The sequence below is a fragment of the Clostridium fungisolvens genome, assembly GCF_014193895.1.
Classification (GTDB): Bacteria; Bacillota; Clostridia; order Clostridiales; family Clostridiaceae; genus Clostridium_AR; species Clostridium_AR fungisolvens.
Window position 1 is genome coordinate 2,047,661 of the sequence record NZ_BLZR01000001.1, and the last position, 24,512, is coordinate 2,072,172.

The 24,512-nt window shown below is 30.0% G+C and carries 20 protein-coding genes; 16 read left to right on the plus strand and 4 right to left on the minus strand.

The window, feature by feature from the left end; translation table 11 throughout:
- Positions 1-4: 4 nt before the first annotated feature.
- Complete coding sequence (locus bsdtw1_RS08665; protein ID WP_183277182.1) at positions 5-259, minus strand: hypothetical protein; 255 nt, start codon at positions 257-259, stop codon at positions 5-7.
- Positions 260-623: 364 nt separating this feature from the next.
- Here bsdtw1_RS08665 and bsdtw1_RS08670 point away from each other — a divergent pair, with 364 nt between their 5' ends.
- The 3 genes from bsdtw1_RS08670 to bsdtw1_RS08680 all read left to right on the plus strand — a co-directional run bounded on the left by bsdtw1_RS08670 (position 624) and on the right by bsdtw1_RS08680 (position 4,816).
- Positions 624-2,150 (plus strand): YjjI family glycine radical enzyme, encoded by a 1,527-nt coding sequence (locus bsdtw1_RS08670; RefSeq protein ID WP_183277183.1) that lies wholly within the window; start codon positions 624-626, stop codon positions 2,148-2,150.
- Positions 2,140-2,994 carry a YjjW family glycine radical enzyme activase gene (locus bsdtw1_RS08675; RefSeq protein ID WP_183277184.1) on the plus strand — a complete coding sequence of 285 codons (855 nt, stop codon included), beginning with the start codon at positions 2,140-2,142 and terminating at the stop codon, positions 2,992-2,994. The genes bsdtw1_RS08670 and bsdtw1_RS08675 overlap by 11 nt, the downstream gene beginning before the upstream one ends.
- A 715-nt stretch (positions 2,995-3,709) precedes the next feature.
- Positions 3,710-4,816, plus strand: coding sequence for a DEAD/DEAH box helicase (locus tag bsdtw1_RS08680; RefSeq protein WP_183277185.1), 1,107 nt, complete (start codon positions 3,710-3,712; stop codon positions 4,814-4,816).
- An 83-nt stretch (positions 4,817-4,899) separates the two neighbouring features.
- Here bsdtw1_RS08680 and bsdtw1_RS08685 read toward each other — a convergent pair whose 3' ends face one another.
- Positions 4,900-5,070: a hypothetical protein gene (locus bsdtw1_RS08685; protein ID WP_183277186.1), complete on the minus strand. Its 171-nt coding sequence runs from the start codon at positions 5,068-5,070 to the stop codon at positions 4,900-4,902.
- A gap of 330 nt (positions 5,071-5,400) precedes the next feature.
- Here bsdtw1_RS08685 and bsdtw1_RS08690 point away from each other — a divergent pair, with 330 nt between their 5' ends.
- The 8 genes from bsdtw1_RS08690 to bsdtw1_RS08725 all read left to right on the plus strand — a co-directional run bounded on the left by bsdtw1_RS08690 (position 5,401) and on the right by bsdtw1_RS08725 (position 12,005).
- Positions 5,401-6,198: an amino acid ABC transporter substrate-binding protein gene (locus bsdtw1_RS08690; RefSeq protein WP_183277187.1), complete on the plus strand. Its 798-nt coding sequence runs from the start codon at positions 5,401-5,403 to the stop codon at positions 6,196-6,198.
- Positions 6,199-6,206: 8 nt separating this feature from the next.
- A complete protein-coding gene (locus tag bsdtw1_RS08695) occupies positions 6,207-6,890 on the plus strand; it encodes an amino acid ABC transporter permease (RefSeq protein ID WP_183277188.1) in 684 nt (227 codons plus the stop codon).
- 12 nt (positions 6,891-6,902) lie between these two features.
- Entirely contained in the window at positions 6,903-7,643 is a 741-nt protein-coding gene (locus tag bsdtw1_RS08700; RefSeq protein WP_183277189.1) for an amino acid ABC transporter ATP-binding protein, read from the plus strand.
- A 447-nt stretch (positions 7,644-8,090) separates the two neighbouring features.
- On the plus strand, positions 8,091-9,095 hold the full coding sequence (locus tag bsdtw1_RS08705; RefSeq protein ID WP_183277190.1) for an LCP family protein: 1,005 nt from the start codon (positions 8,091-8,093) through the stop codon (positions 9,093-9,095).
- Between the two features lie 200 nt (positions 9,096-9,295).
- Positions 9,296-10,039 carry a hypothetical protein gene (locus bsdtw1_RS08710; RefSeq protein WP_183277191.1) on the plus strand — a complete coding sequence of 248 codons (744 nt, stop codon included), beginning with the start codon at positions 9,296-9,298 and terminating at the stop codon, positions 10,037-10,039.
- Positions 10,040-10,063: 24 nt separating this feature from the next.
- A complete protein-coding gene (locus tag bsdtw1_RS08715) occupies positions 10,064-10,264 on the plus strand; it encodes a hypothetical protein (protein WP_183277192.1) in 201 nt (66 codons plus the stop codon).
- Positions 10,265-10,607: 343 nt separating this feature from the next.
- Positions 10,608-11,180 carry a nitroreductase family protein gene (locus tag bsdtw1_RS08720; RefSeq protein WP_183277193.1) on the plus strand — a complete coding sequence of 191 codons (573 nt, stop codon included), beginning with the start codon at positions 10,608-10,610 and terminating at the stop codon, positions 11,178-11,180.
- A gap of 93 nt (positions 11,181-11,273) precedes the next feature.
- The gene (locus bsdtw1_RS08725) at positions 11,274-12,005 is read left to right on the plus strand and encodes a YybI family spore inner coat protein (protein ID WP_183277194.1); all 732 of its coding nucleotides are present in this window, start codon (positions 11,274-11,276) and stop codon (positions 12,003-12,005) included.
- A 158-nt stretch (positions 12,006-12,163) separates the two neighbouring features.
- Here the strand turns inward: bsdtw1_RS08725 and bsdtw1_RS08730 are convergent, their stop codons facing one another.
- Positions 12,164-15,301 carry a DEAD/DEAH box helicase gene (locus bsdtw1_RS08730; protein WP_183277195.1) on the minus strand — a complete coding sequence of 1,046 codons (3,138 nt, stop codon included), beginning with the start codon at positions 15,299-15,301 and terminating at the stop codon, positions 12,164-12,166.
- A 760-nt stretch (positions 15,302-16,061) separates the two neighbouring features.
- On the opposite strand from bsdtw1_RS08730, the gene bsdtw1_RS08735 reads away from it, so the two are divergent.
- Genes bsdtw1_RS08735 through bsdtw1_RS08750 form a run of 4 tightly spaced genes read left to right on the plus strand, consistent with a single transcriptional unit; the run spans position 16,062 to position 21,130 of the window.
- Positions 16,062-17,450, plus strand: a complete 1,389-nt coding sequence (locus bsdtw1_RS08735) for a PTS mannitol transporter subunit IIBC (protein WP_183277196.1) — start codon at positions 16,062-16,064, stop codon at positions 17,448-17,450.
- Between the two features lie 24 nt (positions 17,451-17,474).
- Positions 17,475-19,529, plus strand: a complete 2,055-nt coding sequence (locus bsdtw1_RS08740; RefSeq protein WP_183277197.1) for a BglG family transcription antiterminator — start codon at positions 17,475-17,477, stop codon at positions 19,527-19,529.
- Complete coding sequence (locus bsdtw1_RS08745; protein ID WP_183277198.1) at positions 19,530-19,973, plus strand: PTS mannitol transporter subunit IIA; 444 nt, start codon at positions 19,530-19,532, stop codon at positions 19,971-19,973.
- A complete protein-coding gene (locus bsdtw1_RS08750; RefSeq protein WP_183277199.1) occupies positions 19,973-21,130 on the plus strand; it encodes a mannitol-1-phosphate 5-dehydrogenase in 1,158 nt (385 codons plus the stop codon). The genes bsdtw1_RS08745 and bsdtw1_RS08750 overlap by 1 nt, the downstream gene beginning before the upstream one ends.
- A 745-nt stretch (positions 21,131-21,875) precedes the next feature.
- On the opposite strand, the gene bsdtw1_RS23600 is transcribed toward bsdtw1_RS08750, so the two are convergent.
- Positions 21,876-22,007 (minus strand): hypothetical protein, encoded by a 132-nt coding sequence (locus bsdtw1_RS23600; protein ID WP_280514135.1) that lies wholly within the window; start codon positions 22,005-22,007, stop codon positions 21,876-21,878.
- Positions 22,008-22,337: 330 nt separating this feature from the next.
- Between bsdtw1_RS23600 and glmS the strand changes: the two genes are divergently transcribed.
- Positions 22,338-24,164, plus strand: coding sequence for a glutamine--fructose-6-phosphate transaminase (isomerizing) (glmS, locus tag bsdtw1_RS08755; RefSeq protein ID WP_183277200.1), 1,827 nt, complete (start codon positions 22,338-22,340; stop codon positions 24,162-24,164).
- Positions 24,165-24,512: the final 348 nt, after the last annotated feature.

The following is a 24,512-nucleotide window of genomic DNA, read 5'->3' on the forward strand; positions in this document are numbered from 1 at the left end:
TATGTTATCTTTTTTTATTCTTTTTTCTTTTTGTATTTTTTTTAATATTATTCTTAGAAACAGCACTATTAACCACAACAGTTTTCTTTGGTTTTCCTATTGAAAGAAAGTCCATTGCAGCAAACATCAAAAATAAAAATGCTAGGAAAATAAAGGTTGGACCACCTAAGTTTTTATTTATATTTGCAAAACCTGTAATTAAAAATAGACCTATTATAATACCATAAAAAGTTATTGAAACTTTTTTTGATTTTTCCATGAGCAATGCTCCTCTCTACAAAAATTAAAAATATTATTACTTATAAGAATATTATAATATCGTTTTCATTAAAAGTACAGAGGTTGTCCTAATTAGTGATGGGTTTTAACTTCATAGAAGCAATTAGAGAAAAAATAGTAAGTAGATGCCTAAGCACATGTTTATTTAAAATCTCAATAAAATGGTTTATAATCAAATGTGTAATATAAGATTCATCGAAATCTTTACTTTGAGTGTAAGGATTGAAGTAGTTTATCTATAATTAAACAATTATTAAGTGAAGTTCTAAATTACAAACTTTAGAAAAGAAAATTAATATATTAAAACATGTTAATAAAAATATATAAATTTAGGAGGTACTTTTATGATATCTAAGACTAGCGATATTTATGATATAGCAACAAGTAAAAGTTTAACGTACCAACAAAAGCTTTTTAATTTGGCTAATGTAGCAGAAAGACTTTTAGACCCACGAGAAATACTAGGATATACAGAAGAGGAAATGAAATATATAGAGGATGAAATGATTTGTGACCTTAATGAAGGCTATGCAATCTACAGACCAAGATATATTGTTCCTGATTACTCTGTATTACTTGAGAAAGGTTGCAAGTTTTTAGATCTAAAGGCTCCAACTGATTTAGACGAGCTACTTGATAGCTTATTAATATTATATGTTCATATACCATCTATAACTTCCTTCCCTGTATATATAGGAGATTTGGATAAGCTTATGGAACCTTTTATAACAGATGAAGAAAGCGATTATAAAAAGATAAAAAGATTTTTAAATCATGTAGATAAAACAATTGTTGATTCTTTCTGTCATGCTGATATAGGACCAGAAAAAACTAGAGCAGGAGAATTGATTTTAAGAGCTATAGTTGAACTTCAAAATCCAACACCTAATATGTCTATAAGATATGATAAAGATATCACTCCAAGAGACTTTGCATTAAAAGCTGCAGAAGCTTGTTTGAAAGTGTCTAAGCCATCTTTTAGTAACAATAAAAAATATACAGAAGATGTTGGTGACCATAGAATAGTAAGCTGTTATAATGCACTACCAAACGGTGGAGGGGCTTATACTCTTCCAAGACTTAGACTTGGAACTATAGTTAAAGGAATAAGTTCTCTTGAAGAGCTTTTAAATGAAAAGCTTCCAAAAATAACAAAAGCTATGGCAACAATGATGGATAAAAGAATAAAATTTCTAGTTGAAAAATCAAATTTCTTTGAAAGCTCTTTTTTAGTAAAAGAAGGTTTTCTTAAAAGAGAGAATTTTTCTGCAATGTTTGGTATAGTTGGGCTTGCTGATTCTGTTAATTACATTTTAAACCTTGAAGGCTCAGAAGAAAGATTTGGAGCTTCTAAAAGAGGAGACGAAATAGCGCATAGTATATTGAAGCTGGTTGAAAAGATTGCAAATGAACATGAAGCTGTTTACTGTGAAAGAACTGACAACAAATATCTTCTTCATGCACAAGTTGGTGCTAGTTTAAGTGAAGAAGATCACAACAACACACCAGCTCATAGAGTGCCTGTTGGAGAAGAACCAATTCTTCCAGTTCATATAAAACAAGCAATGCCTTTCCATGTTTATTTCACTTCTGGTACTGGTGATTTGTTTGCTTTAGATCAAACATATTTAAATAAACTAGATGCTGTATTAGATATAATTGATGGTGCTTTTGCTGCAGGTGGAAGATACCTAACTACTTATCTTCACAATACTGATTTGATAAGAGTTACTGGTTATCTTGTTAAGAAAAGTGAGATAATGAAAGTACGTGAAGGTGAAGCGGTACTTAGAGACACTGATATCTTAGGTTCTGGTTCAAATACAATGGCACGTGTTCTTGATAGAAGAGTGAGAAAAGATGGAAACTAAAGTTCCTGTAAATAAAATTATACCTTTTTCAAATGTAGATGGGCCAGGCAATAGATTGGCTATATTCTTTCAAGGTTGTAATATTAGTTGTGTCTATTGCCATAATCCTGAGACTATTAACCTTTGTTCTAATTGTAAATTATGTGCTCCAGGATGCCCTGTAAAGGCTATTAAAGAAGCAGATGGGAAAGTAGTTTTTAATGATAAACTTTGTGTTGAATGTGATAAGTGTATAAAGACATGCAAAACTAAGTCTTCTCCAAGAACGAAAAACTACAGTGTAGATGAGCTAATTGAAATAATCGAGGAATACAAGCTTTTTATAAGAGGCATAACTGTTTCAGGTGGTGAGCCGACATTAAAAGCACCTTTTATAGCTGAGCTTTTTAAAAAAGTTAAGAGCTTAGGCCTTACTTGTTTTGTAGATACCAATGGTTTTTTTGAAAAGGATAGTATTTCTGAGCTTATTGAAGTTACTGATAAATTTATGGTTGATATAAAAGCTATAGATAAGCTAGAAACTTTGTGTGATACTAAGATGAAAAATAATTTAGATAATCTAAAGTATCTTCTGAGTATTGATAAAGTTTATGAAGTAAGAACTGTGTTGATTGAAGATCTGATGGATTTAGATAATACAGTTGTTACTGTAGCAAATATTCTTAAAGCCTATCCTGAGGTAATATATAAACTCATAAGGGTTCATACTGAAGGGTTAAAAGATGATCAAAAGGAAAAAATAAAAGATAAAATTCCGACAAAAGAGCGAATGAATTATATTGAAAAGCTTGTAAGAGGAATTGGAGTTGAAAAAGTTGAAATTATTGATACACCAATAATATAGTTTGGAAATTGAATTTAAGCCAAGATAGTGAATATTGCTACTGATTAAGCAGATAAACTACAAATAAAGATTTCGATGATTCTACGAATCTTTATTTGGATAAATTCTAATATGAAGTAATCTATTTAAATATAAAAGTACTCTGAATATATGAAGATGTATTAGAGTACTTTTTCTTTGGTGAAATTAGAAATAGCTTATTAAAAGTTTGATATATGCGCAATTTCAATAAATAAAGAATAAAGTTTCTATCTATAATTAAAACTATATGTTATTATTAATTGTTACATAAAATGCAGTTATAAAATTATGAGATATATCTTAATCTATAGTGTTCCAATATTAATCGTTAATTTATACCTTATCAAAAGTATTAAGATGCTAAGATTTTTGAGTAAGTTTAAATTGAATTTCATTAGAGAACCTATAGCTAGACTATTCTTTTGTTTCTTGAATTTAAAGTAATAATAAGGATAGTGAATTGATTTTACTGTAGGCAAATTTATTAAATATATTAGGTGTGTTCGTTTGACAATTAGATACGCGATTAGATTTTATGTTTAAAAAATGAAAAGATTTAAAGATGTACTATTTTGATTTGAAAATATAAATTTTATTAAAGTTGTGCATCATATTTAAGGCAAGATGAGTTTTAAGTGATATATCTTATGTAAGTGTATAAAGGTAAACTATATAAAGAAGAAAGGTAATTATAATGAATTTTAAAGAACTTGGAATTAATGAAGAAATAATAAAAGTATTAAAAAAGTCAGGAATTACAACTCCTACTCAAATACAACAAGAAAGTATCCAGTTTGTAAGATCTGGTAGAGATGTTATAGCAGAAGCTCAAACTGGAACAGGAAAGACTTTAGCATTTTTGCTGCCTATTTTTGAAAATCTTTGGGGTAAAACTGATACTGTGCAGGCTTTGATACTAACTCCAACTAGAGAATTAGCAATCCAGATAACAGAACAAGCAAATAAACTTAAAGAGGCTAAGGATATTAATATTTTAGCAGCATATGGTGGTAAAGATATTGATGGGCAGCTTAGAAAACTTAAAGGTAACATACATTTAATAATAGCAACACCAGGAAGGTTACTAGATCATATTAAAAGAAAAGCTGTTGACCTGTCAAAGCTAAAGACTTTTGTTTTAGACGAAGCAGACCAAATGCTTCTTATGGGATTTAAAAACGAAGTAGAATCTATAATGAAAGAAACTTCAAAGAAAAGACAGATTCTTTGTTTTTCAGCAACAATGGATTCACAGGTCAAAAAATTGGCATATAGATATATGAAAGATCCTGTTGTGGTTTCAGTAAAGAAATCACAGGAAATCACCCTTGATAACATTAAACAGGAAGTTGTAGAAACTACAGATAGGAATAAGCAAGATGCTCTTTGCAAAGTGCTAGACGAAGATAATCCGTTTATGTCCATAATATTCTGTAGAACTAAAAGAAGAGCGGATGACTTAGAAGAAGCTCTTCATAAACGTGGTTATAACTGTGAAAAGCTTCATGGGGATTTGATTCAGTCTAAGCGTGAAAAAGTTATGAAAGCATTTAGAAATGCTGAAATTCAGTATTTAATAGCTACTGATGTTGCAGCTAGAGGACTAGATGTAACTGGAGTAGGGCATATATATAATTATGATATACCAGAAAATGCAGAAGGGTATATTCATCGTATAGGAAGAACTGGTAGAGCTGGAGAAGAAGGCTATACTTGTCTCTTCATAGATCCAAAGAATAAGAGAGATTTAGAGGAAATTGAAAGAGCTATAAAATATAAGATACCAAGAAGAAGTTTATAGAAAATGAGGACCTAATCTAATCATATTATATGATTAGACTAGGTCTTTCATTTTAGGATATGTTTGATGTTAAGCTTAAGTGGCTATCTTTTATCTTTCATATCATTATTAGTTTTTTCGGCTATGTATATGTCAAAAGCTTTTATCCCTCTATTACAAAGCTTTACGAAAAGAACAAAACCATAAATGCCAAGCGCGAAAAATACAAATGGAAACAAAGAAACTATAAACTCAAATATACTAAATTTAAGCAATATTATCTCCCCCTTAATAGTATATAAAAACTATATTTTTTAAAAATAAGATTTTTATATTCTATCACAAAGTGGCTTGTCAGTATACATAAACTTGAAATCATTACAATATTATACTCATTGCGAGATAAGTTTTTTGTTTGAATATAATTTAATAAATGCATAATATTAAATGAAATTATTCAGAATAATATAAATAAATGTCATAAAAATAATCTTATAAATATAAGTTAAAGTAACACATAATATAGGTTGACATATTATAGATAAAATGATACTATACCTATAACATACTAAATTGATAATAATACTAGGAATTGAGGGAGAAAAATGAAAAAGATAGCATTACTTATGGGCGCTTTACTAATTGCAACAGTAGGATTGGTTGGATGTACATCAAAGAGTAACGATACAACTAAAACTACAAACTTATTAGAAAGTATAAAAAAACAAGGAACAATCAAAATAGGAACCGAAGGTACTTATGCACCGTACACATTCCATGACAGCACTGGAAAGTTAGTTGGCTTTGATGTTGAAATTGCAGAAGAGGTGGCTAAAAGATTAGGGGTTAAGCCTGAGTTTGTTGAAACAAAATGGGACGGAATGCTTGCTGGTTTAGATGCGAAAAGATTTGATATTGTTGTAAACCAAGTAGGAATAAATGAAGAAAGAAAACAAAAATATGATTTCTCAGATCCTTATGTAACTTCAAGAGCAGTACTTATAGTTAAGAGTGATAACAATACTATAAAAACTTTTGAAGATCTTAAGGGTAAAAAAGCAGCACAAACTTTAACAAGTAATTTAGGAAAACTAGCAAAGGAAAATGGTGCTGAAATAGTTACTTCAGATGGGTTTAATCAATCTATAGATTTATTACTTGCTGGAAGAGCAGATGCAACTATAAACGATAGTTTATCTTTCTATGATCTAAAGAAGCAAAAACCTGATCTTGCAGTAAAGATAGCTGCAGAAAAGAAGGATGCAGATCAAAATGCTATTCTCATAAATAAAGGAAATAAAGAGTTAGTAGATGCAATAAATAAAGCGTTAGCAGATATGAAGAGTGATGGTACTTATCTAAAAATATCAAACAAATACTTTAATACAGACGTATCTAAGTAGGATATAAAATGGTATTTGACGAAAGTACTACGAGAATAATTAATATTCTGTTAGATGCATTTTGGCCAATATTAAAAGCAGGCTTGGTTTTTACCATGCCTGTTACCATCATATCTTTTATATTAGGCTTAATTGTAGCACTTTTTACTGCTCTTTGTAGATTATCAAATTCAAAAATTTTAAATGGAATAGCAAAATTCTATGTTTGGATAATAAGAGGAACTCCTTTATTGGTACAATTATTTATAATTTTCTATGGATTGCCTAAGATAGGTGTTGTATTAGATCCATTACCTTCTGCTATTATCGCGTTTACTTTAAGTGTAGGAGCATATAACTCGGAAGTTATTAGAGCAGCGATATTATCAATTCCAAAAGGACAATGGGAATCTGCATTTTCACTTGGGATGAGCAGAAATAAAGCTCTTAGAAGAATTATTTTGCCACAGGCAACTAGAGTTTCAGTACCGCCTTTATTTAACTCTTTTATAAGTTTAGTAAAGGATACTTCATTGGCAGCAACTATAACTTTAACAGAAATGTTTCAGATTGCTCAAAGAGTTACTGCAACAACTTATGAACCACTATGGCTTTATACAGAGGCTGCTGTAGTTTATCTGATATTCTGTACTGTACTCTCTGCAATTCAAAGAAGAATAGAAGTAAGACTAGAAAAATATGTTGCTAAGTGATGGAGGAGTACAATGATTGATATAAAAAATTTAGACAAGATTATAGGAAATAATCACATTTTAAAATCGATCAATTTAAATATTAATGAAGGCAAAACAACTGTTGTTATCGGTCCATCTGGATCAGGAAAAACAACATTACTTAGGTGTTTAAACCTTCTTGAAATTCCAAACGAAGGAGAAATTACTTTAGGTGATATGACTATCGTCTTTCATAAAGATGCCAAGCTTTCTGAAAAGGAAATAATTTCTTTTAGGAAGCAAACAGGAATGGTATTTCAAGGGTTTAATTTATTTCCACACATGAACGTACTTCAGAATGTAATGGAAGGACAAGTAACTGTTTTAAAGCGTTCAAAAGAAGAAGCAAAAGACAAGTCAAGAAAACTCTTAGCTAAAGTAGGTTTGAGTGAAAAAGAAAATAGCTATCCATACGAATTATCAGGTGGTCAACAGCAAAGGGTTGCCATTGCTAGAGCTATGGCTATGGATCCGAAGATTATACTTTTTGATGAGCCAACCTCGGCTTTAGACCCGGAACTGGAAGCAGAAGTTCTTAAAGTTATGAAAGAATTAGCTGTAGAAGGAATGACAATGGTAGTTGTAACCCATAATATGAATTTTGCTAAGGAAGTTGCACATAAGGTCGTATTTATGGAAGATGGCAAAATACTTCAAGAGGGTAGCCCTGAAGAGATTTTTACAAACCCTAAAAATGAAAGAATGAATAGATTTTTAAATATACTAACTTAAAATCTTAAGTGAAAAAATCGCTGAAGTGACTATCTTCAGTGATTTTTTATACAGTAAAAAGCATCTTGAAAATATATTTCATGATGCTTTTCTCTTTTGTGACAGGTAAAGAAAGTGTTTTATATTTTTAGAAGATGCAAGACTCAAAGTGTAAAATTTAAAGGATTTAACCGTTTTGTTAATATTATAATAAAGTTTTATTATAGATTATAATAGTAAATACAAATTTGATTTGAACAATCAATAAGAAACGTTCATAATAATTTAATAACCTTATTTAAGTAAGCTGTTGTGGTAGTTTAGGTGAAAAACATGTCCTATTTACTCAAAAATAGTATTATTTTTGTGAAAAAGAAATAAAATTGTGGTAGAATACTGTATGTGAGCTTTAACGTCCATAAATAATTATAAGAATTTGACCATAACAGTATAATTGGAGGAATAAAGATGGCAAAAAGAGATAAGAAGAAAAAGAAGATGAAAAAGTCTACAAAAATAACTTTAATAACTATAACAGCTATTTTAGTATTTGTAGTAGGTTTTGGAGCTATGTATTTCTATAATACCTTGGGAGGTATAAAGAAAGACAATATTTCTAAAGCAGACATAGAAAGCAGTATAGATAATACTGTAAAAGAAAAATATGATGATAGTGTAATTAATATAGCTTTACTTGGTGTAGATAGAAGAAGTCACGATACAGGAAGATCAGATGCAACTATGTTCCTTACTGTAGATAAAAAGCACAATAAACTAAAACTAACTTCTATAATGAGAGATAGTTATGTAAGTATTGATGGACATGGTAAGGACAAGCTTAATGCAGCTTTTGCATTTGGGGGCGGAGCTTTATCAATAAAGACTATAAATCAAAGTTTTGGATTAAATATTAAGGATTATGTAGTTGTAGATTTTGGCGAACTGGCTAATATAATAGATGCTATTGGTGGCGTTGATATTAATGTAAAACAAAGCGAATTTACTGAAACTAATAAATACATACAAGATGTTGCTGGGGAATTGAAAAAATCTGCTAATTCACTTTCTGCTCCTGGAATGCAACATTTGAATGGTATACAAGCTGTAGGTTATTGCAGAATAAGATATAATGATAATGATTTTGCAAGAACAGATAGACAAAGAGCTGTCTTAGTAGCAATGTTTAATAAAGTTAAAACCTTAAGCCCTACAGAATTGCCTGGTGTAATTCAAAAAATTTCACCATATCTAGAAACTTCATTAGGTGCTTCTGATATATTAAGTTTAGGAACTGGTGTTTTAAAGAGTGGAGTTGGAAATATACAACAACAAATATTCCCGATTGAAGGCTTAGATAACTGTAAGGGTGGAATAGCAAGTAATGGTATATTCTACTTTAAATACGATGAAAATGCATTAAAGAAGAGAATGCAAAACTATATATTTGAAGATAAAGATGCTAAAAATCAATAATAGATAATTAATAAAGTCCTAATATAGACAATGCTATATTAGGGCTTTATATATTTAAATTAAGTTATAAAAGTCCTCAAATAATGTACTGGCTTTTAGACAGGGTGCTTATAATAGTATAAATTATATAGATATATTTGATATTTGACAGTTTACTGTTATAATTTAAGAGTAATTTTAAGATGAAGTGGAGTAGTTGGATGGAAAAGTTGTATAATGTATATACAGATTCTGATCAAATTATATTGATTAATAAAAATATAAAAGACGAAGTGAAAATTTTCGCGGAAAACAAGTTTGAATTGGATAATGAGATTGAAAGCCAAAATTTAATCTTTTGTTATTCACCTACTTATGAAATACTGAACAATGGTTATAGGCATTTATACGATGTAAGAGTACATGAGGATTTAAGTAATATAAGGACCCATTATGACAAAGATGGAATTTTAAGTGAGTTTGGAATAATGGCTGATTTAAATGAGGAATATATTCCAGTATATATTAGATATGATCTGTTAAAAATTAAGCAAGACATGCAAGAGTTAATTAAAGCTATAAGTGTTTTTTTTATAACTGAAATAGAATTGAAGTATAATAAAATAAATATTTATACTATTGGTTTACTATATTTCTATGATTCGGAAGCAATTGATATAAATCTTACTATTGGAACTGAAAGTGAAAGGTCAAAACTTGAAGAAGATAATTATGATGCAGATTATCTGGGAAACTACTCTTCAAGGCTGAATTTAAGTGGACAAATAAAGCATAAACTTGATACATTGATATTAAGCATAGCAAAAGATGATTTGGCGGATGAAAATGACCTTTTAAAATATATTGTAGATGGTGTGGAAGAAAAGTTGAAAGCTGTTGCCTGGAAAGATATAATTTTAATTTCTAATGATTTTACTTTTCAGCAAAGTGAACAATATGATTAGAAAATATTTTAGGAGGAGAATATTATGGAACAGAATCAAGATGAAGTAAAAGAATTATTGAAGCAGTTGCTTGCTGAAGTGAAAGATGTAAAAGAAAGAGTAGCTGCTATCGAAAAAAATCAGATTCAAGTTGCCAATGCAGAGCATAAAAACTGGCATATGCTTGCAGAGAAATTAGAAGTGTATGATAAGGTGCTTTATAAAGTTTTTGGTAAAAATCAATAATATTAGACTTTATTATAATAATGTTCAAATACAATTGTTATAAAAAAATATTTGAATGTCATCTTTCCTACTTATATATTAGGAAATACAAATGCTCAAAGAAGTAGCTAAAGAATTGCTTTAGCTACTTTTCGTTTTTTTATTGTTTTTATTAAGTTATAGATAAACTACTTCATATTAGAATTTATCCAAATAAAGATTCGTAGAACCATCGAAATCTTTATATTATTTTTTAAAATTCAGTATATTGAAAATTTAAACATAGTAAAATATATTAATGATAATGACTAAATGATTTTTATATAAGCAAAGCTTAAGTATAAATTTATTGGAGGTATAATAAATGGATGTAATAGAAGCAATAAAAACAAGAACCTCTATAGGCAAAGTGAGAGAAGAAAGTGTACCAAAGGAGATAATAGAAAATATAATTGAGGCTGGGATACATGCGCCAAATAGATATTTAACTCAACCGTGGAGATTTTTTGTTATAAGTGGTGATGGAAGGAAAGCTCTTTCAAAAGTAATGGAAGATATTGTACTATCATCAGGGGTAGATATACAAAGTGAAGCTGGAAAGAAAAAATTAGATAAAGAAATAAATAAGCCTTTTAGGGCTCCGGTTATAATAGCGGTTGCTGCAGAGGTAAGTGAAAATGAAAAAGCATTAAGAATAGAGGAACTTGGAGCAACATATGCTGCAGTGGAAAATATGCTTTTAGCTGCACATGCCTTAGGAGTAGCAGCTTACTGGAAGACAGGAAAAGCATGTTATGACAACAAAATGAAAGAATTTTTCGGCTTAAAACCAAAAGACGAGGTGGTTGCTCTTATTTATATTGGATATGCTGATATGGATAAGAAACCAACAGTAAGGAAAACAGGTAAAGATCTTACAAAATGGATTGAGAAATAGAATGTGATAGTAGTCTGCTAAATGGAAGAAACTTGGTAACTTAATGATGCAAATATATTAATATATAATATACAAATATTAAGGTGGTAACATATGAACGATTTCGGAAGCAGACAAATAATTGCAGTAAAAGAAGGTAATGTGACAGGGTACTTTTCTCAGGATAAGGTTATTTTAACTGGTGAATACCCTTACGTAGAGACAACATTCACCAATAATATTGAATTAATAGTACAACCTAAAGGAAGAAAAAGACCATCTATTGTAAAGGTGCCTTTTAGTGGATATTATTTTCAAGTTTTTTTAGGTGATTTTAATGGTGATGGTAGAGATGAAATACTGGTAAGAGGCAGTTTTTTAGATGTAAGAGGATATGCAGTTGGTGTAATGTATGCTTATTCAAATGGTTTCTTGGAGAAGATATTTGATCATGAAATATTTACAAGTAGTTATCTGTTTAAGGCTAGATATCTTGATAACTATAAAATAGAAGTTATAAGCCTACCATTAAAAGAAAAATATATAATCGATATTTCTGGAAGATCAAAAGAATATTTAGATTTATTATTTGACCCAACAGGTAAAGTGAAAAATAATGTCGCTCCTGCTATATCGCCAGTAATAGATGTAGATCCAGTGAAGTCAATTTATGATGACACATATAGTATAATAATTAAACAAAATGTCTTAGGACTTGATAATGATGACGTTTATGCAATTATTGAGAGTTTCATTTCTCTAAATGAAAATAAGACTGAATTGATTAGCATGGGCATACTCACTTTTGGAAAGAAGGAAGAGAAAATCACAGACTGTGGTTATTAAGGATATTTAAAATTTACACTCAAGTTATAGCAAAAACAAAGTTTATATTCAAGCAAATAGAGTGATATAAAAAAACACACAATTAGTTGTGTGTTTTTTATTTAAGTTCAATTCTTAATCTTAATATTGAGGTAATTGATTCAATTTTACTTTAGCATTTACTCAGTTCTATCGAAAAGTTTAATCAGGTCTTCCGTGCTTAACTTATCAAAAGAATCGCTATCTCTTAATTCGCCAGTTAAAATTGCGTCTATCAGTTGCTTTTTACTATGCTGAAGGGTTAATATTTTTTCTTCTATGGTTCCCTTAGCGACTAATTTAATCACTTCGACAATATTCTTCTGCCCGATTCGATGAGCTCTATCTGTAGCTTGATCTTCTACAGCAGGATTCCACCAGGGATCAAAATGAATAACTAGGTTTGCAGAAGTTAAATTAAGACCAGTTCCACCAGCTTTCAAAGAAATTAAGAATACATGAACGGTATCATCTTCATTAAATTCATTCACAAGTCTCAGTCTTTCCTTTGCAGGAATTGACCCATCTATATAGCTGTAAGCTATATTTAGCTTCTTAAGATCATCTGCTATTTTTCCTAAAGCAGAGGTGAATTGAGAAAATAGAAGAACTTTTCCTCTATTTTTAATTTGATTTTCTATAATAGATAAAGCTGCTTTTAATTTACCACTATCCCCTGAATAGTTAGGGATTATCAAGGAAGGGTCTAGGCAAATTTGACGAAGCCTTGTTAGGTAAGAGAATATTTCAATATTTCCTTTTGAAGCATCTCGTAAGTTTTGTCTTATATCTTTTATATAAGAACTATATATTGATTTTTGCATTGAAGTCATTTCTATAAGCAATGTCTTTTCTGTTTTGTCAGGCAATTCATCTATAACTTCTTGTTTAGTTCTTCTTAAGATAAAGGGACCAATAAGTGTTTTAAGAAGTTCAATGCTTTCATAATCATTAGCTGAAAATTTCTTTTCAAAACTTTCTTTAGAATGAAGATAATTTGGCATTGCAAAATCAAATATAGACCAGAGTTCTGTCAAAGTGTTTTCTAAAGGGGTTCCAGTTAAAGCAAAATGAACTTTTGCGTTAATACTTTTAACAGCTAACTTGGTTTTTGAAGCTGAATTTTTTATATTTTGAGCTTCATCGATTATGCAGTAATCAAAGTAAGAGTCTATATAGTTATGAACATTATTTTTTAGAGTACCATAGGTAGTTAAAATCACTGTATTATTCTCTATAAGTTCGGACAAGTTTTCACTCTTGTTTTTATTTCCATGTATTATCTCAAACTTAATATCAGGAGAAAACCTTTCTAACTCATCCTTCCAGTTATATATTAGAGAAGTAGGGGTAATTATCAGAAATTTTTTGTTTATTTCTGAGGTTATAAAAGCTATGGTTTGCACAGTTTTACCAAGTCCCATTTCGTCTGCTAAAATACCGCCAAATCCTAAGTTTGCTATACTTTTAAACCACTTGAAACCTCTAATTTGATAATCTCTCAATGAAGCCTTAAGTCCAGTAGGTATAAGAACTTTATTATTTTTTAAATCAAATAAATTGTGTTCTATGTTTTGTAGCTGCTTTGAAAAGTTATTCACCACATAGTTGGTGTTATTAAGTAGATGACTTGCATATGGAAGTTTATCTTTGTCTATATATAAGGTTCCGTCATAGGATGTTTTATCATTTGATAGTAAATCAAGCAAATTGAAAAATCTTAAAATTCCTTCATCTCTAAAATCTAGGAAATTATTATTGCTATCTTTGTAGAAGTTATCGCCGGATTTATATGCCTCATTGGCAGAATTAAGTTCTGATAAAGACATATCTCCAACTTTATATACTATTTTTACGTAAGAGTTTTCATCATAAAAGTCAATCTTTACATTAGTTGAATTGTATATTTTAACTTTTTCAAAACCATTACCAAAGGAAACTTTACCAAGTTTATGAATATTATTTTCTTTGTTAGCTAATAAATCGAAGAGATCATGATCATCACCTATGAATAATAGCTTATCTTCTTTGTATATAAAACGTAGAGCTTCTAGTTTCATTAAAACTTTATTTTCCTTAGCATAATCTCTTATGTTGTTTAAACTATTTTTCTTTTCAACAAGTATATCAATTTTATTATCAAAATAAAGACCGTAAACTTTACAATATATAGTTGACTTGTCTTTAAAAATGAGGAATTCAAATTTGAGATAATTTAAACTAAAGTTTTTTACTCCTTCGCTTAAGCTTATATTTTTTGATATTCTAGTGATTTTAGAAGTTAGCATGTCGTAGTTCTCTTCAGTTTTAGCAAAGGTTAAACTATCTTCTTCGACAAATCTATTGTAAAAAGGCAAATAATTGCAAATTTGATTTTTGCTAGGCAAATATATATTCCCATTAAAGAAAAATACATTAGCTTTAGTATCAAGCATAGTTGGTAGCTTTTTATGGGTTGTCAATATAAAATGTGCATTATCATCTTTCAAAGTGAAGCTTAGTGGTAGATCTTCATTAAATATAGTAGGGGAGTATTCTATACTTTTATATTTAAATTGTATTTTTTCATTGGTCAATGCTTTAAAAAAATCTTCTAATTCTGACGAATCTAATAATATAGAGCGTCCATTAAGAGAAGTTGAAGCATTTAGTTGCATGCGCTGTTTTAGAAAACGCAAAAGCTTTCTATGATTTTGGCTAATCTCATATTCTTTAAGGTCATATTTAAGATGATCATCAATATAGATATAGTCATTATGAAATATTGAGGAAATAAATTGCTGCAAATTAGTAATTAAATATTTATGTTTTAACCCTATACGGAATTCAGCCTCGTATGTTGAATATTCTTTGAATGATTTAGAAATAAGTGAAATCTGCATTGTGAGAATTGACTTATCTTTAGTATTTATCTCAGACTTATTCTCAGAATAAGTCTGAGATTTATTGCGCTTGTTTATAGAGTCTATAAATTTAAATGATGTAGCAGTTAAATGTTCACACATAAACAGGGGCTTATTTTGAGAAAAATCTTTAAAAAGATTGCAATTGCATCGCGTGCTGATTACAGTTCCTTTTATTAAATCTATTTTTATATGTGTGTTAAATTCAGTTGTGTTATCCTTATTTTTTATATCACCATAAATATGATAAATAGCATCTATTCTTTTTCCTCTAACTTTTTTTACAAAACCATCTTTGAATAATTCATTGCCTTTGGTTTTCATTAAGTTAGAAGAAGGCTTTAAAATTATTTGCTTTAAACTCATTATATCCATACTGTCACCTCATTTTGCAGAGTTTTTTTACACATTTAGTAATTATGTGGTATTATTAATATTGGTTTACAGATGTACCACTTCAATCTAAAACTATTTTCAAAACTCTGCTGGGTTCTGAGAGGAGAATTTGAAAATATGAATTTTACAACGAAGTGATACATACATAGTTCTGTGAAGCCGGTAATATTATAACATATTTTTATGAATTGGATGGATATAAAGATATGCTATAAAAATGTAAAAATGTTTTGTGAAATTTTATGACATCAATGAATAGCTACAAAATTAAATATACTAAAATACTCAAGTTAACATAATCAGGTTGTTGCATGATTATCCACTAAGTGTCAGTTTAGATCATGGGCATTATGCAAACTATATATAGGAATTGAACTTTAAATATTAAGTTATTTATACTAAAAGGTATAGGTGCATAATTTTACAATATAGATAACTTAAATTTGCATAAAGAATCTCTTGAAAAGTAATTTAATGATACATAAAAAATATAAATTTATTTAATTTTGCGTTTAAATTTGTCATAAGTGTTCTTTGTCAAAAAAATATAGAAGAAGAGATGCATCCTTCGAACCAAGTGTTTAAGCCAATTTCGACAATTTTAAAATTGTCATTGAAAACGTATCACAAAATTGAAGTTAAATGAATTGAAAACGAATACTTTTTATTTTATTATAAGTACATAGCAATTAAACATTATAAAAATTAATAAAAAATTTTTTAAACAGGAGGTCTCATAATGGCAAATAATTCATCAGCAAAAGCCAAAGTTCAAAGATTTGGTAACTTCCTTAGTTCAATGGTTTTACCAAATATAGGAGCATTTATTGCATGGGGATTAATAACAGCATTATTTATCCCAACAGGTTGGATGCCAAATGCATACTTTGCAAAATTGGTAGGTCCAATGATCACTTACTTACTTCCAATACTAATAGGTTACCAAGGTGGTAAACTTGTATATGATACAAGAGGAGGAGTAGTAGGTGCTATAGCTACAGCAGGTGTTGTTGTAGGAGCATCAATCCCAATGTTCTTAGGAGCAATGGTAATGGGTCCACTAGGTGGATGGTTAATCAAGAAGTTTGACAAACTAGTAGATGGAAAAATCCCAACTGGATTTGAAATGTTAGTTAACAACTTCTCATCTGGTATATTAGGTGGAGGACTTTCATTATTAGCTTTCACTTATATAGAACCACTTGTTGCAGGAGTTTCAACTGGTCTAGGTAATATAGCTCAAGGAATTACAAACGCTGGATTACTTCCTCTAATAGCAATAGTTGTTGAACCAGCTAAGATATTATTCTTAAACAACGCTATCAACCACGGAGTATTATCTCCTTTAGGAATTCAACAAGCTGCATCAGCAGGAAAATCAATATTCTTCTTATTGGAACCAAACCCAGGTCCAGGACTTGGTATACTTCTAGCATTCTGGTTATATGCTAAAGGAACTGCAAAACAATCAGCACCTGGTGCTATCATAATCCACTTCTTAGGTGGTATACATGAAATTTATTTCCCATATGTATTAATGAAACCACTTTTATTATTAGCTGTAATAGCTGGTGGAATCGCTGGAGACTTAACATTTGTAGTATTACATGCTGGTCTTGTAGCAGCTCCATCACCAGGAAGTATAATTTCCTTAATGGCAATGTCTCCAAAAGGTGGACAATTACCAGTATTAGCGGGTGTTGCAGTAGCAACAGCAGTATCATTCTTAGTGGCTTCTGTAATAATAAAGAGAGATCCACAAGGTGAAGATATCGAAGAAGCTCAAGCTAAAGTTAAAGACATGAAAGCTGAAAGCAAAGGTCAAACAATAGCTCAAGCAACAACTGGCGACGTTAAGTTAATAGTATTTGCTTGCGATGCTGGTATGGGATCTTCAGCAATGGGAGAATCAATACTTAAGAAAGCATTAAAAGATGCAGGTATCACTGGTGTTGAAGTTAGCCACTCCCCTGTAGATAGTATTCCAGGAAATGCTGATGTAGTATTTACTCAGGAAAACTTATACGAAAGAGCTAAAAAGTCAGCTAAAACTGATAGAATCCTAACTGTGAAAAATTTCTTAGATCGTGCTAGATATGATGAATTTATAAATCAGTTAAAGAAATAAACTAAAAACTAGGTGTCTAAGTTAATGGAAAATTTCACCCCTAGACAACAGTTTATATTAAGTAGAATTTTAAATGAAGGCTCTTTAAATATAAAGAGCCTTCTTAAACAATTAGATATCAGCACGAGAACAATTCTAAGAGAGATCACAGCGATAAATAAGGAACTGAAGAAGTACAGTGTTACCATATTTTCGCATGAAGATATGGAATTATCTATTTCAGGTAATAAAAAGAGTATTGAAGAGTTGAAGATATCTTTAAATCAAGTTCCTATGCAATGGCTATTTAGTAAAGAACAAAGACAGATAATAATGGCTTGTGAACTTCTTATAACAAAAGAACCATTAAAAGCAAGTTATTTTAGTCATAAATTCAATGTTGTTATGGGAAGTATAAGTTTAGATTTAGATAACATTGAAAAATTACTACTTACTAAAAATTTATGTCTATTCAGAAGAAGAAATCAAGGCATAAGTATTGAAGGTTCTGAATGGAATATAAGAATTGCATTGGTTGAGTTTTTATTAGAACTTAAACCTTATGAAGATCTTTTAGCAATATTATATGATGAAGAGGTTGATCAAACAGTTCAAGCTTTCTTCGAGATAATATTTGGAACTAAGCTTATAAATCTTGTGAAATCAATATTCAATGGTTCTAAGTTTAGTTATATAAGAGTAAATGATGTGAAATATTTCACATTGTTCATACAGTTGCTTTTGGCAATTAGAAGAACAGAATCTGGTGACAGTATTAAACTGCCAGAAAAAATGAAAAATGAAATTATTAGTTCCGAAGCTTATGAAAAAATAAAAATCATTGATGAAGATTTAAGAGAGAATGGAATAACTTTACCTGAAGAAGAATTGGTTTATTTAACTTTGTATTTAAGTGAATATAATTATTTTCTAAATAATAGTAATAATCTTATGCAATCAGATGTTAACTATGAAGATATTGCTTTAGAGTTAATAGCTGATGTGTCAAAGAAAATACAAGTGGATATTACCGGAGATGCACAATTAATTAAGGATCTATCGCAGCATTTTAAGCAAACTTTTTACATGCTTAATATAGGACTTGTGGTAATAAATCCGTTAGTAAATGAAATAAAGGAGCACTATAGTGAGCTATTTAAGATAATAAAAAATAGATGTAAGCTCATTTTTTCAAGATATAATTTGAAAATTCCTTCTGATGAAGTAGGATATATTGCTATGCATATAGATGTGGCCATCCAAAGGCAGCAAGAAGCCTCTAGGAAGATAAATGCCTTAATAGTATGTCCTGGTGGAATAGCTACAGCTAGGATACTTTCAAGTAAGGTAAACTCGCTTTTCCCGGATATAGGAGAACTTACTGTTTCATCTATAAATAATATGAATAATAAAATTGAAGAGGATTTATATGATTTAATCATATCTACAGTAGCTATTAATTCTCAGACTAAAGGGAAAGTTATTGTTGTATCGCCATTTATGTCTAAAACTGATATTGAGAAGATAAGTAATTTTATCTTTGATTTTAAGGTAAATGGAGAACAAAGAACTTCAACACTTTCTAGTTCTTTAAAAAATGAGGAAGTCACAAGCTTAGATTATGGGCTTGCAGATGATCTTCTAAAAAACTTTCGTTTGAATAAAACAAAAGTAAATGATTTTTTAGAACTAATAGATTTTATTGCAGATGATGTATATAAAAGTAATCTTACTAATGATAAGCAAGCAATCAAGTTTGGGATACTTAAAAGAGAAGAAAAAGGAAATGTAGTTGTTCCGGGAAGCAATATTGCATTGCTTCATACTAGAACTGATAAAATGACAAAGCCTTTTATAGGGGTTTATAGGATTACTGATCCATTAAGCATGAACAGCATTGGATTTGCTACAGAACAAACAGGTACTTTTCTAGTACTTATAGCTAGAAGAGATGAAAGTAATTATATCTTGCAGCTTTTAGGCAAGATAAGTGTTGCATTGATAGAAGATAAAAATTTTGTAAATATATTAAAGCTAGGTGGAATAACTGATATAAGGAACTATCTAGTTAATATCGTAAATAAAGAGGAGGACATTTGAATGAACAAAAACGTTTTAGTCGAAGAAAATATTGTATTAAATCTCCAATCAGAAGGAAAATATGAGGCGATAGAAAGAGCAGGAAGATTACTAGTAGCTAATGGATATGTAAATGAAAACTATATCCAAGGAATGAGAGAAAGAGAAGATGAAGTTTCAACATTCATGGGAAATGGAGTTGCTATTCCACATGGAATGAACGAATATAAAAAACAAATATTAAATTCAGGAATAGTTATACTACAATACCCAAATGGTGTTGATTTTGGTGACGGAAATACTGCATATATGGTAATAGGAATAGCAGGTGTTGGTGATGAGCATATGGCTATCCTTTCCCAAATAGCATTAACTATACAATATGAAGAAAATGTAGAAAAACTAAAAGCTGCAAAAACTCCACAAGCAATAATGGAGATTATACAAGAAGAAGGTGAAATGTAATGAAAGCTGTACATTTTGGTGCTGGAAATATAGGTAGAGGCTTTATAGGATACCTATTATCAAAATCAGATTATCAAGTAACCTTCGTGGATATTTCAGATTTTTTAGTTGATGAAATAAATAAACACAAAGAATATACTGTAATAACTTTAAGTACTTCAGAAAATAAAGAAAAGATAAATGGCGTAGATGCTATTCATCTTAAAGATCTTGAGAACTTAGAAAAGGCAATAATAGAAGCTGACTTAATCACTACTTCAATAGGTGCTAACAACCTAGGAAGCACTGGAAAGCTATTAAAAGGCTTACTAGAAAAGAGAATGGCTGTAACTGATAAGAAGGTTGACATAATTGCTTGTGAAAATGCAATAATGGCTACTGACATGATTAAGAAGGCTATATTAGAAGATGCTAGTGAAGAATTAGTTAAGTATTTAGATGCTTATGTAGGTTTCCCAAACAGTGCAGTTGATAGAATCGTTCCTAACGTAAATATCGAAAAAGAACTTCCTATAGACGTAGCTGTTGAAGATTTCTATGAATGGGATATTGAAAAAGGTAAAGTAAAGGTAAATGGATCAGTAGCAGGTGCTGAATATGTTGAAAATCTAGCTCCATATCTTGAAAGAAAGTTATTCCTTTTAAATGGAGCACATGCAACTACAGCATACCTTGGATACTTATTGGGATATAACTTCATACATGAAGCTATAAAAGATGAATATATAAGAGCTGTTGTTGTAGATTTCCATAAAGAAGCTGTTAAGGCTTTAAGTGAAAAGCATAAAATGGATTTCAATGCGCTTACTGAGTATTCTCATAAGCTTATTGGAAGATTTGAAAATCCTTATCTTCAAGACGAAGTTTTCCGTGTAGGACGTGATCCAATAAGAAAACTATCAGCTAACGATAGATTAATAACTCCATTAAAACTTTGTTATGAACTTAACTTAGAAAATGGAAATATAGTAACTGGTATAGCAGCAGGTCTTTTATTTGATGCTAAAGATGATGATAAGGCACAAGAGATCCAAACTGCTATAAACACTAAGGGTGTAAAAGAAGCTATTGTTCAAGTTACTGGTTTATCAATAGATAGTCCACTAGTTGATTTAATTGCTAAGAAATATGAAGAGTTAAAGAAATTAAAAAAGTAGTTATATAATTAGTAATTATATATAGATATAGCCCTGTATCCATGCATCTTTACTTAGATGCTATAGATTTTTAATAACTATATCATTAATAGACCTACAGAAACTATTCATAGTTACTGTAGGTCTATTTGTTACTTAAGTAACTATGATTTGTTAATTGAGAGACTGCAAAATGAATTATATGTATTATATAGCTCAATTTAAATCGTAATATGTTAAAGAAATGTATTGAAATTAAATTGTAGTTATTCGATGCTCTTTTTGATGAACAACTTTATATTAAATTTATATTTTTAGGATTAGAGTTAGTCATCCTTAATGAGCTTACGCAAAGAATTAATATGATTTTGTTAGTTGAAGATTAAGTGATTTCACACAAAAAATCAGTAGATTTGTTGTGATTATATATAATTATAGTTGACTATACCAGTAAAATTTTGTTTATCAATCAAGAAAATTTTGGTGTTAAATGGAAAGGCTATACCTATTTATAGTACAAAAAATTGATAAATTTATAAAAATAGATTAGCACTTGTTTAAAATGTAACAAAGAAATTGACTTTAAATAGTATATAGTATAATATATAAAATTGTGAAGGCTGAAGAGACCATAATTATAGAAATACAAGAATAAGGAGGATAGAAAATTAACTAATTATTAAATTAAGCGCTTGGGGTTAAACATTTGGGACGTGCTGTGTTTAACCAGACGAGGATGAGGAGTATCGGAAATTCAGCGGGTGCCTCACGGTATGATACTACCGTTAAAGCCTGGTAAACCTAAAAAGTGATTTTTAGAACAAATCCAGTCAGGTATCAAGATATTTAAATATATCTTATAGAATATGGTTCCAACTTCAACTATTAATTCATACATGCACGAAAATCTCCAGAAGCCGAGATTTTCGAACAAGTATAAATTAAGTTTTCGTAGAGGAACCATATAGGATTCCTAACTCAACTACTAAGTTATACGTGTCCGATAATCCCCAAAAGCCGGGATTATCAAACAAGTACAACTTAAGTTTCGATATAGGAATCCTTAGCTTCAGCTTTAGAAAAGCCTAATTTTTAAAAATTAAATATTAAAATTTTGCTTCTAAGGTTGAGCTGTAGCAATAAATATATTAAGCCTTCCATGGATAAAATAACTCATATAATTATGGTTGAATTAAACGAATAATTGATATGAAAGGAAGATTTTTTTATGTGTGGAATAGTAGGATATTTAGGAGAAAAGAAAGCAACACCAATATTAGTTGAAGGATTAAGCAAGCTTGAGTATAGAGGTTATGATTCATCAGGAATAGCTGTTATTGAAGATGGAGAAATAAAGATCGAAAAGTGCAGAGGAAGACTTTCAAACCTTAAAGACAAAGTTGCAGACAAAGAATATGCTGGTAGCATTGGAATAGGTCATACAAGATGGGCAACTCACGGAGAACCATCTGATGTTAACTCACATCCTCATAGCAATAATGACGGAACTATAGCAGTTGTTCATAACGGAATTATCGAAAACTATATAGTTCTTAGAGAATGGTTAATATCAGAAGGATACAAGTTTGTTTCTGAAACAGACACAGAAGTTATACCTCATTTAGTTGATTACTACTTCGATGGAAACTTAGAAGATGCTGTAATAAAAGCAACTAAGAAGATGGAAGGAAGCTATGCATTAGGAGTTGTTGCAAAAAATGATCCTGGTAAGATAGTAGCTGTAAGAAAAGATAGTCCACTAGTAATAGGTGTTGGAGAAAACGAAAGCTTCATAGCTTCAGATATTCCAGCAGTTTTAAATATGACAAGAGACGTTTATTTATTAGAAGATAAAGAATTTGTTGTTATGACTAAAGATGGAATAACAATATATGATGAAAGCAAGAAGAAAGTTGAAAAGCAAATATTCCATGTAACTTGGGATATAGATGCAGCTGAAAAGGGTGGATATGACCACTTCATGCTTAAAGAAATATATGAACAACCAAAGGCTATAAAAGATACTTTAACTTCAAGAGTTGTTAAGGGAGAAAAGATTAAGCTTGATGGTATTCATTTAACAAAAGAACAAATAGAAAACTTCGATAGAGTTTATATAATAGCTTGTGGAACAGCTTATCATTCAGGTGTAGTTGGTAAGTATGTAATCGAAAGATTAGCAAAGATACCAGTAGAAATAGACGTTGCATCTGAATTCAGATACAGAAATCCACTTATAACAGACAGAACTCTTATGATCTGTATCAGCCAATCTGGTGAAACAGCAGATACTTTAGCAGCTTTAAGACTTGCTAAAGAAGAAGGCGCTAGAATAATAGCTATAACAAACGTTGTTGGTAGCTCAATTTCAAGAGAAGCAGACGATGTATTCTATACATGGGCTGGTCCTGAAATAGCTGTTGCTTCAACAAAAGCTTATATAACTATGCTTATAGCTCTTTATATAATAGCTTTATACATGGCTGAAGCTAAACACACAGTAAGAGAAACTGAAATAGAAAAGATAAAAGATGGTTTATTAAATCTTTCTGAAAAGACTGCTGAAATATTAAATGATGTAGATACAATTAAATCATTTGTAGATCATTTGTACAGCAAGAACGATGTATACTACTTAGGAAGAGGTCTTGACTATGCAGTAGCTATGGAAGGATCATTAAAGCTTAAGGAAATATCATACATCCATTCAGAAGCATATGCAGGTGGGGAATTAAAGCACGGAACAATAGCTTTAATAGAAGAAGGCACTTCAGTAATAGCTCTTGCAACTCAAAGCGAGTTATATGACAAGCAAATCAGTAATATAAGAGAAGTTAAGACAAGAGGGGCAAACGTACTAGGAATAGCAATGGAAGGACAAACAGAAATCGAAAAGACTGTAGACCAAACAATCTACATTCCAAAGGTTATGTCAATACTTGCTCCAGTACTTTCAGTAATTCCACTACAAATCCTTGCTTACTACACAGCTGTTCAAAAGGGCTGCGATGTTGATAAGCCAAGAAACTTAGCAAAATCAGTTACTGTTGAGTAATAGATAATATGAAGACCCATGAACTGTTTAACTGAAAGAAAGTCGTTAAAAATGAAACTAAGTTGTTAAAAACGAAACTAAGTCGTTAAAATCTAAAACAAAGTCGTTAAATTAAAGATTGTTGTATTGCTTAAATAAATAATAAAAATCTTAAGGCCATAGCTTAATGTAGTTATACTATATTTATAAGCTATGGCCTACTTTTATATGAACTTAGAATAAATTATAGATTTTAAGTTATTTTTGTAACTCAATCATATTATGCGGAAATCGAATAAGGGATTAGAGTTATACTAAAATGCTAGAAATGAATGATTAGCAGTTGCTTAAAAAATAAGGGATTTCTTC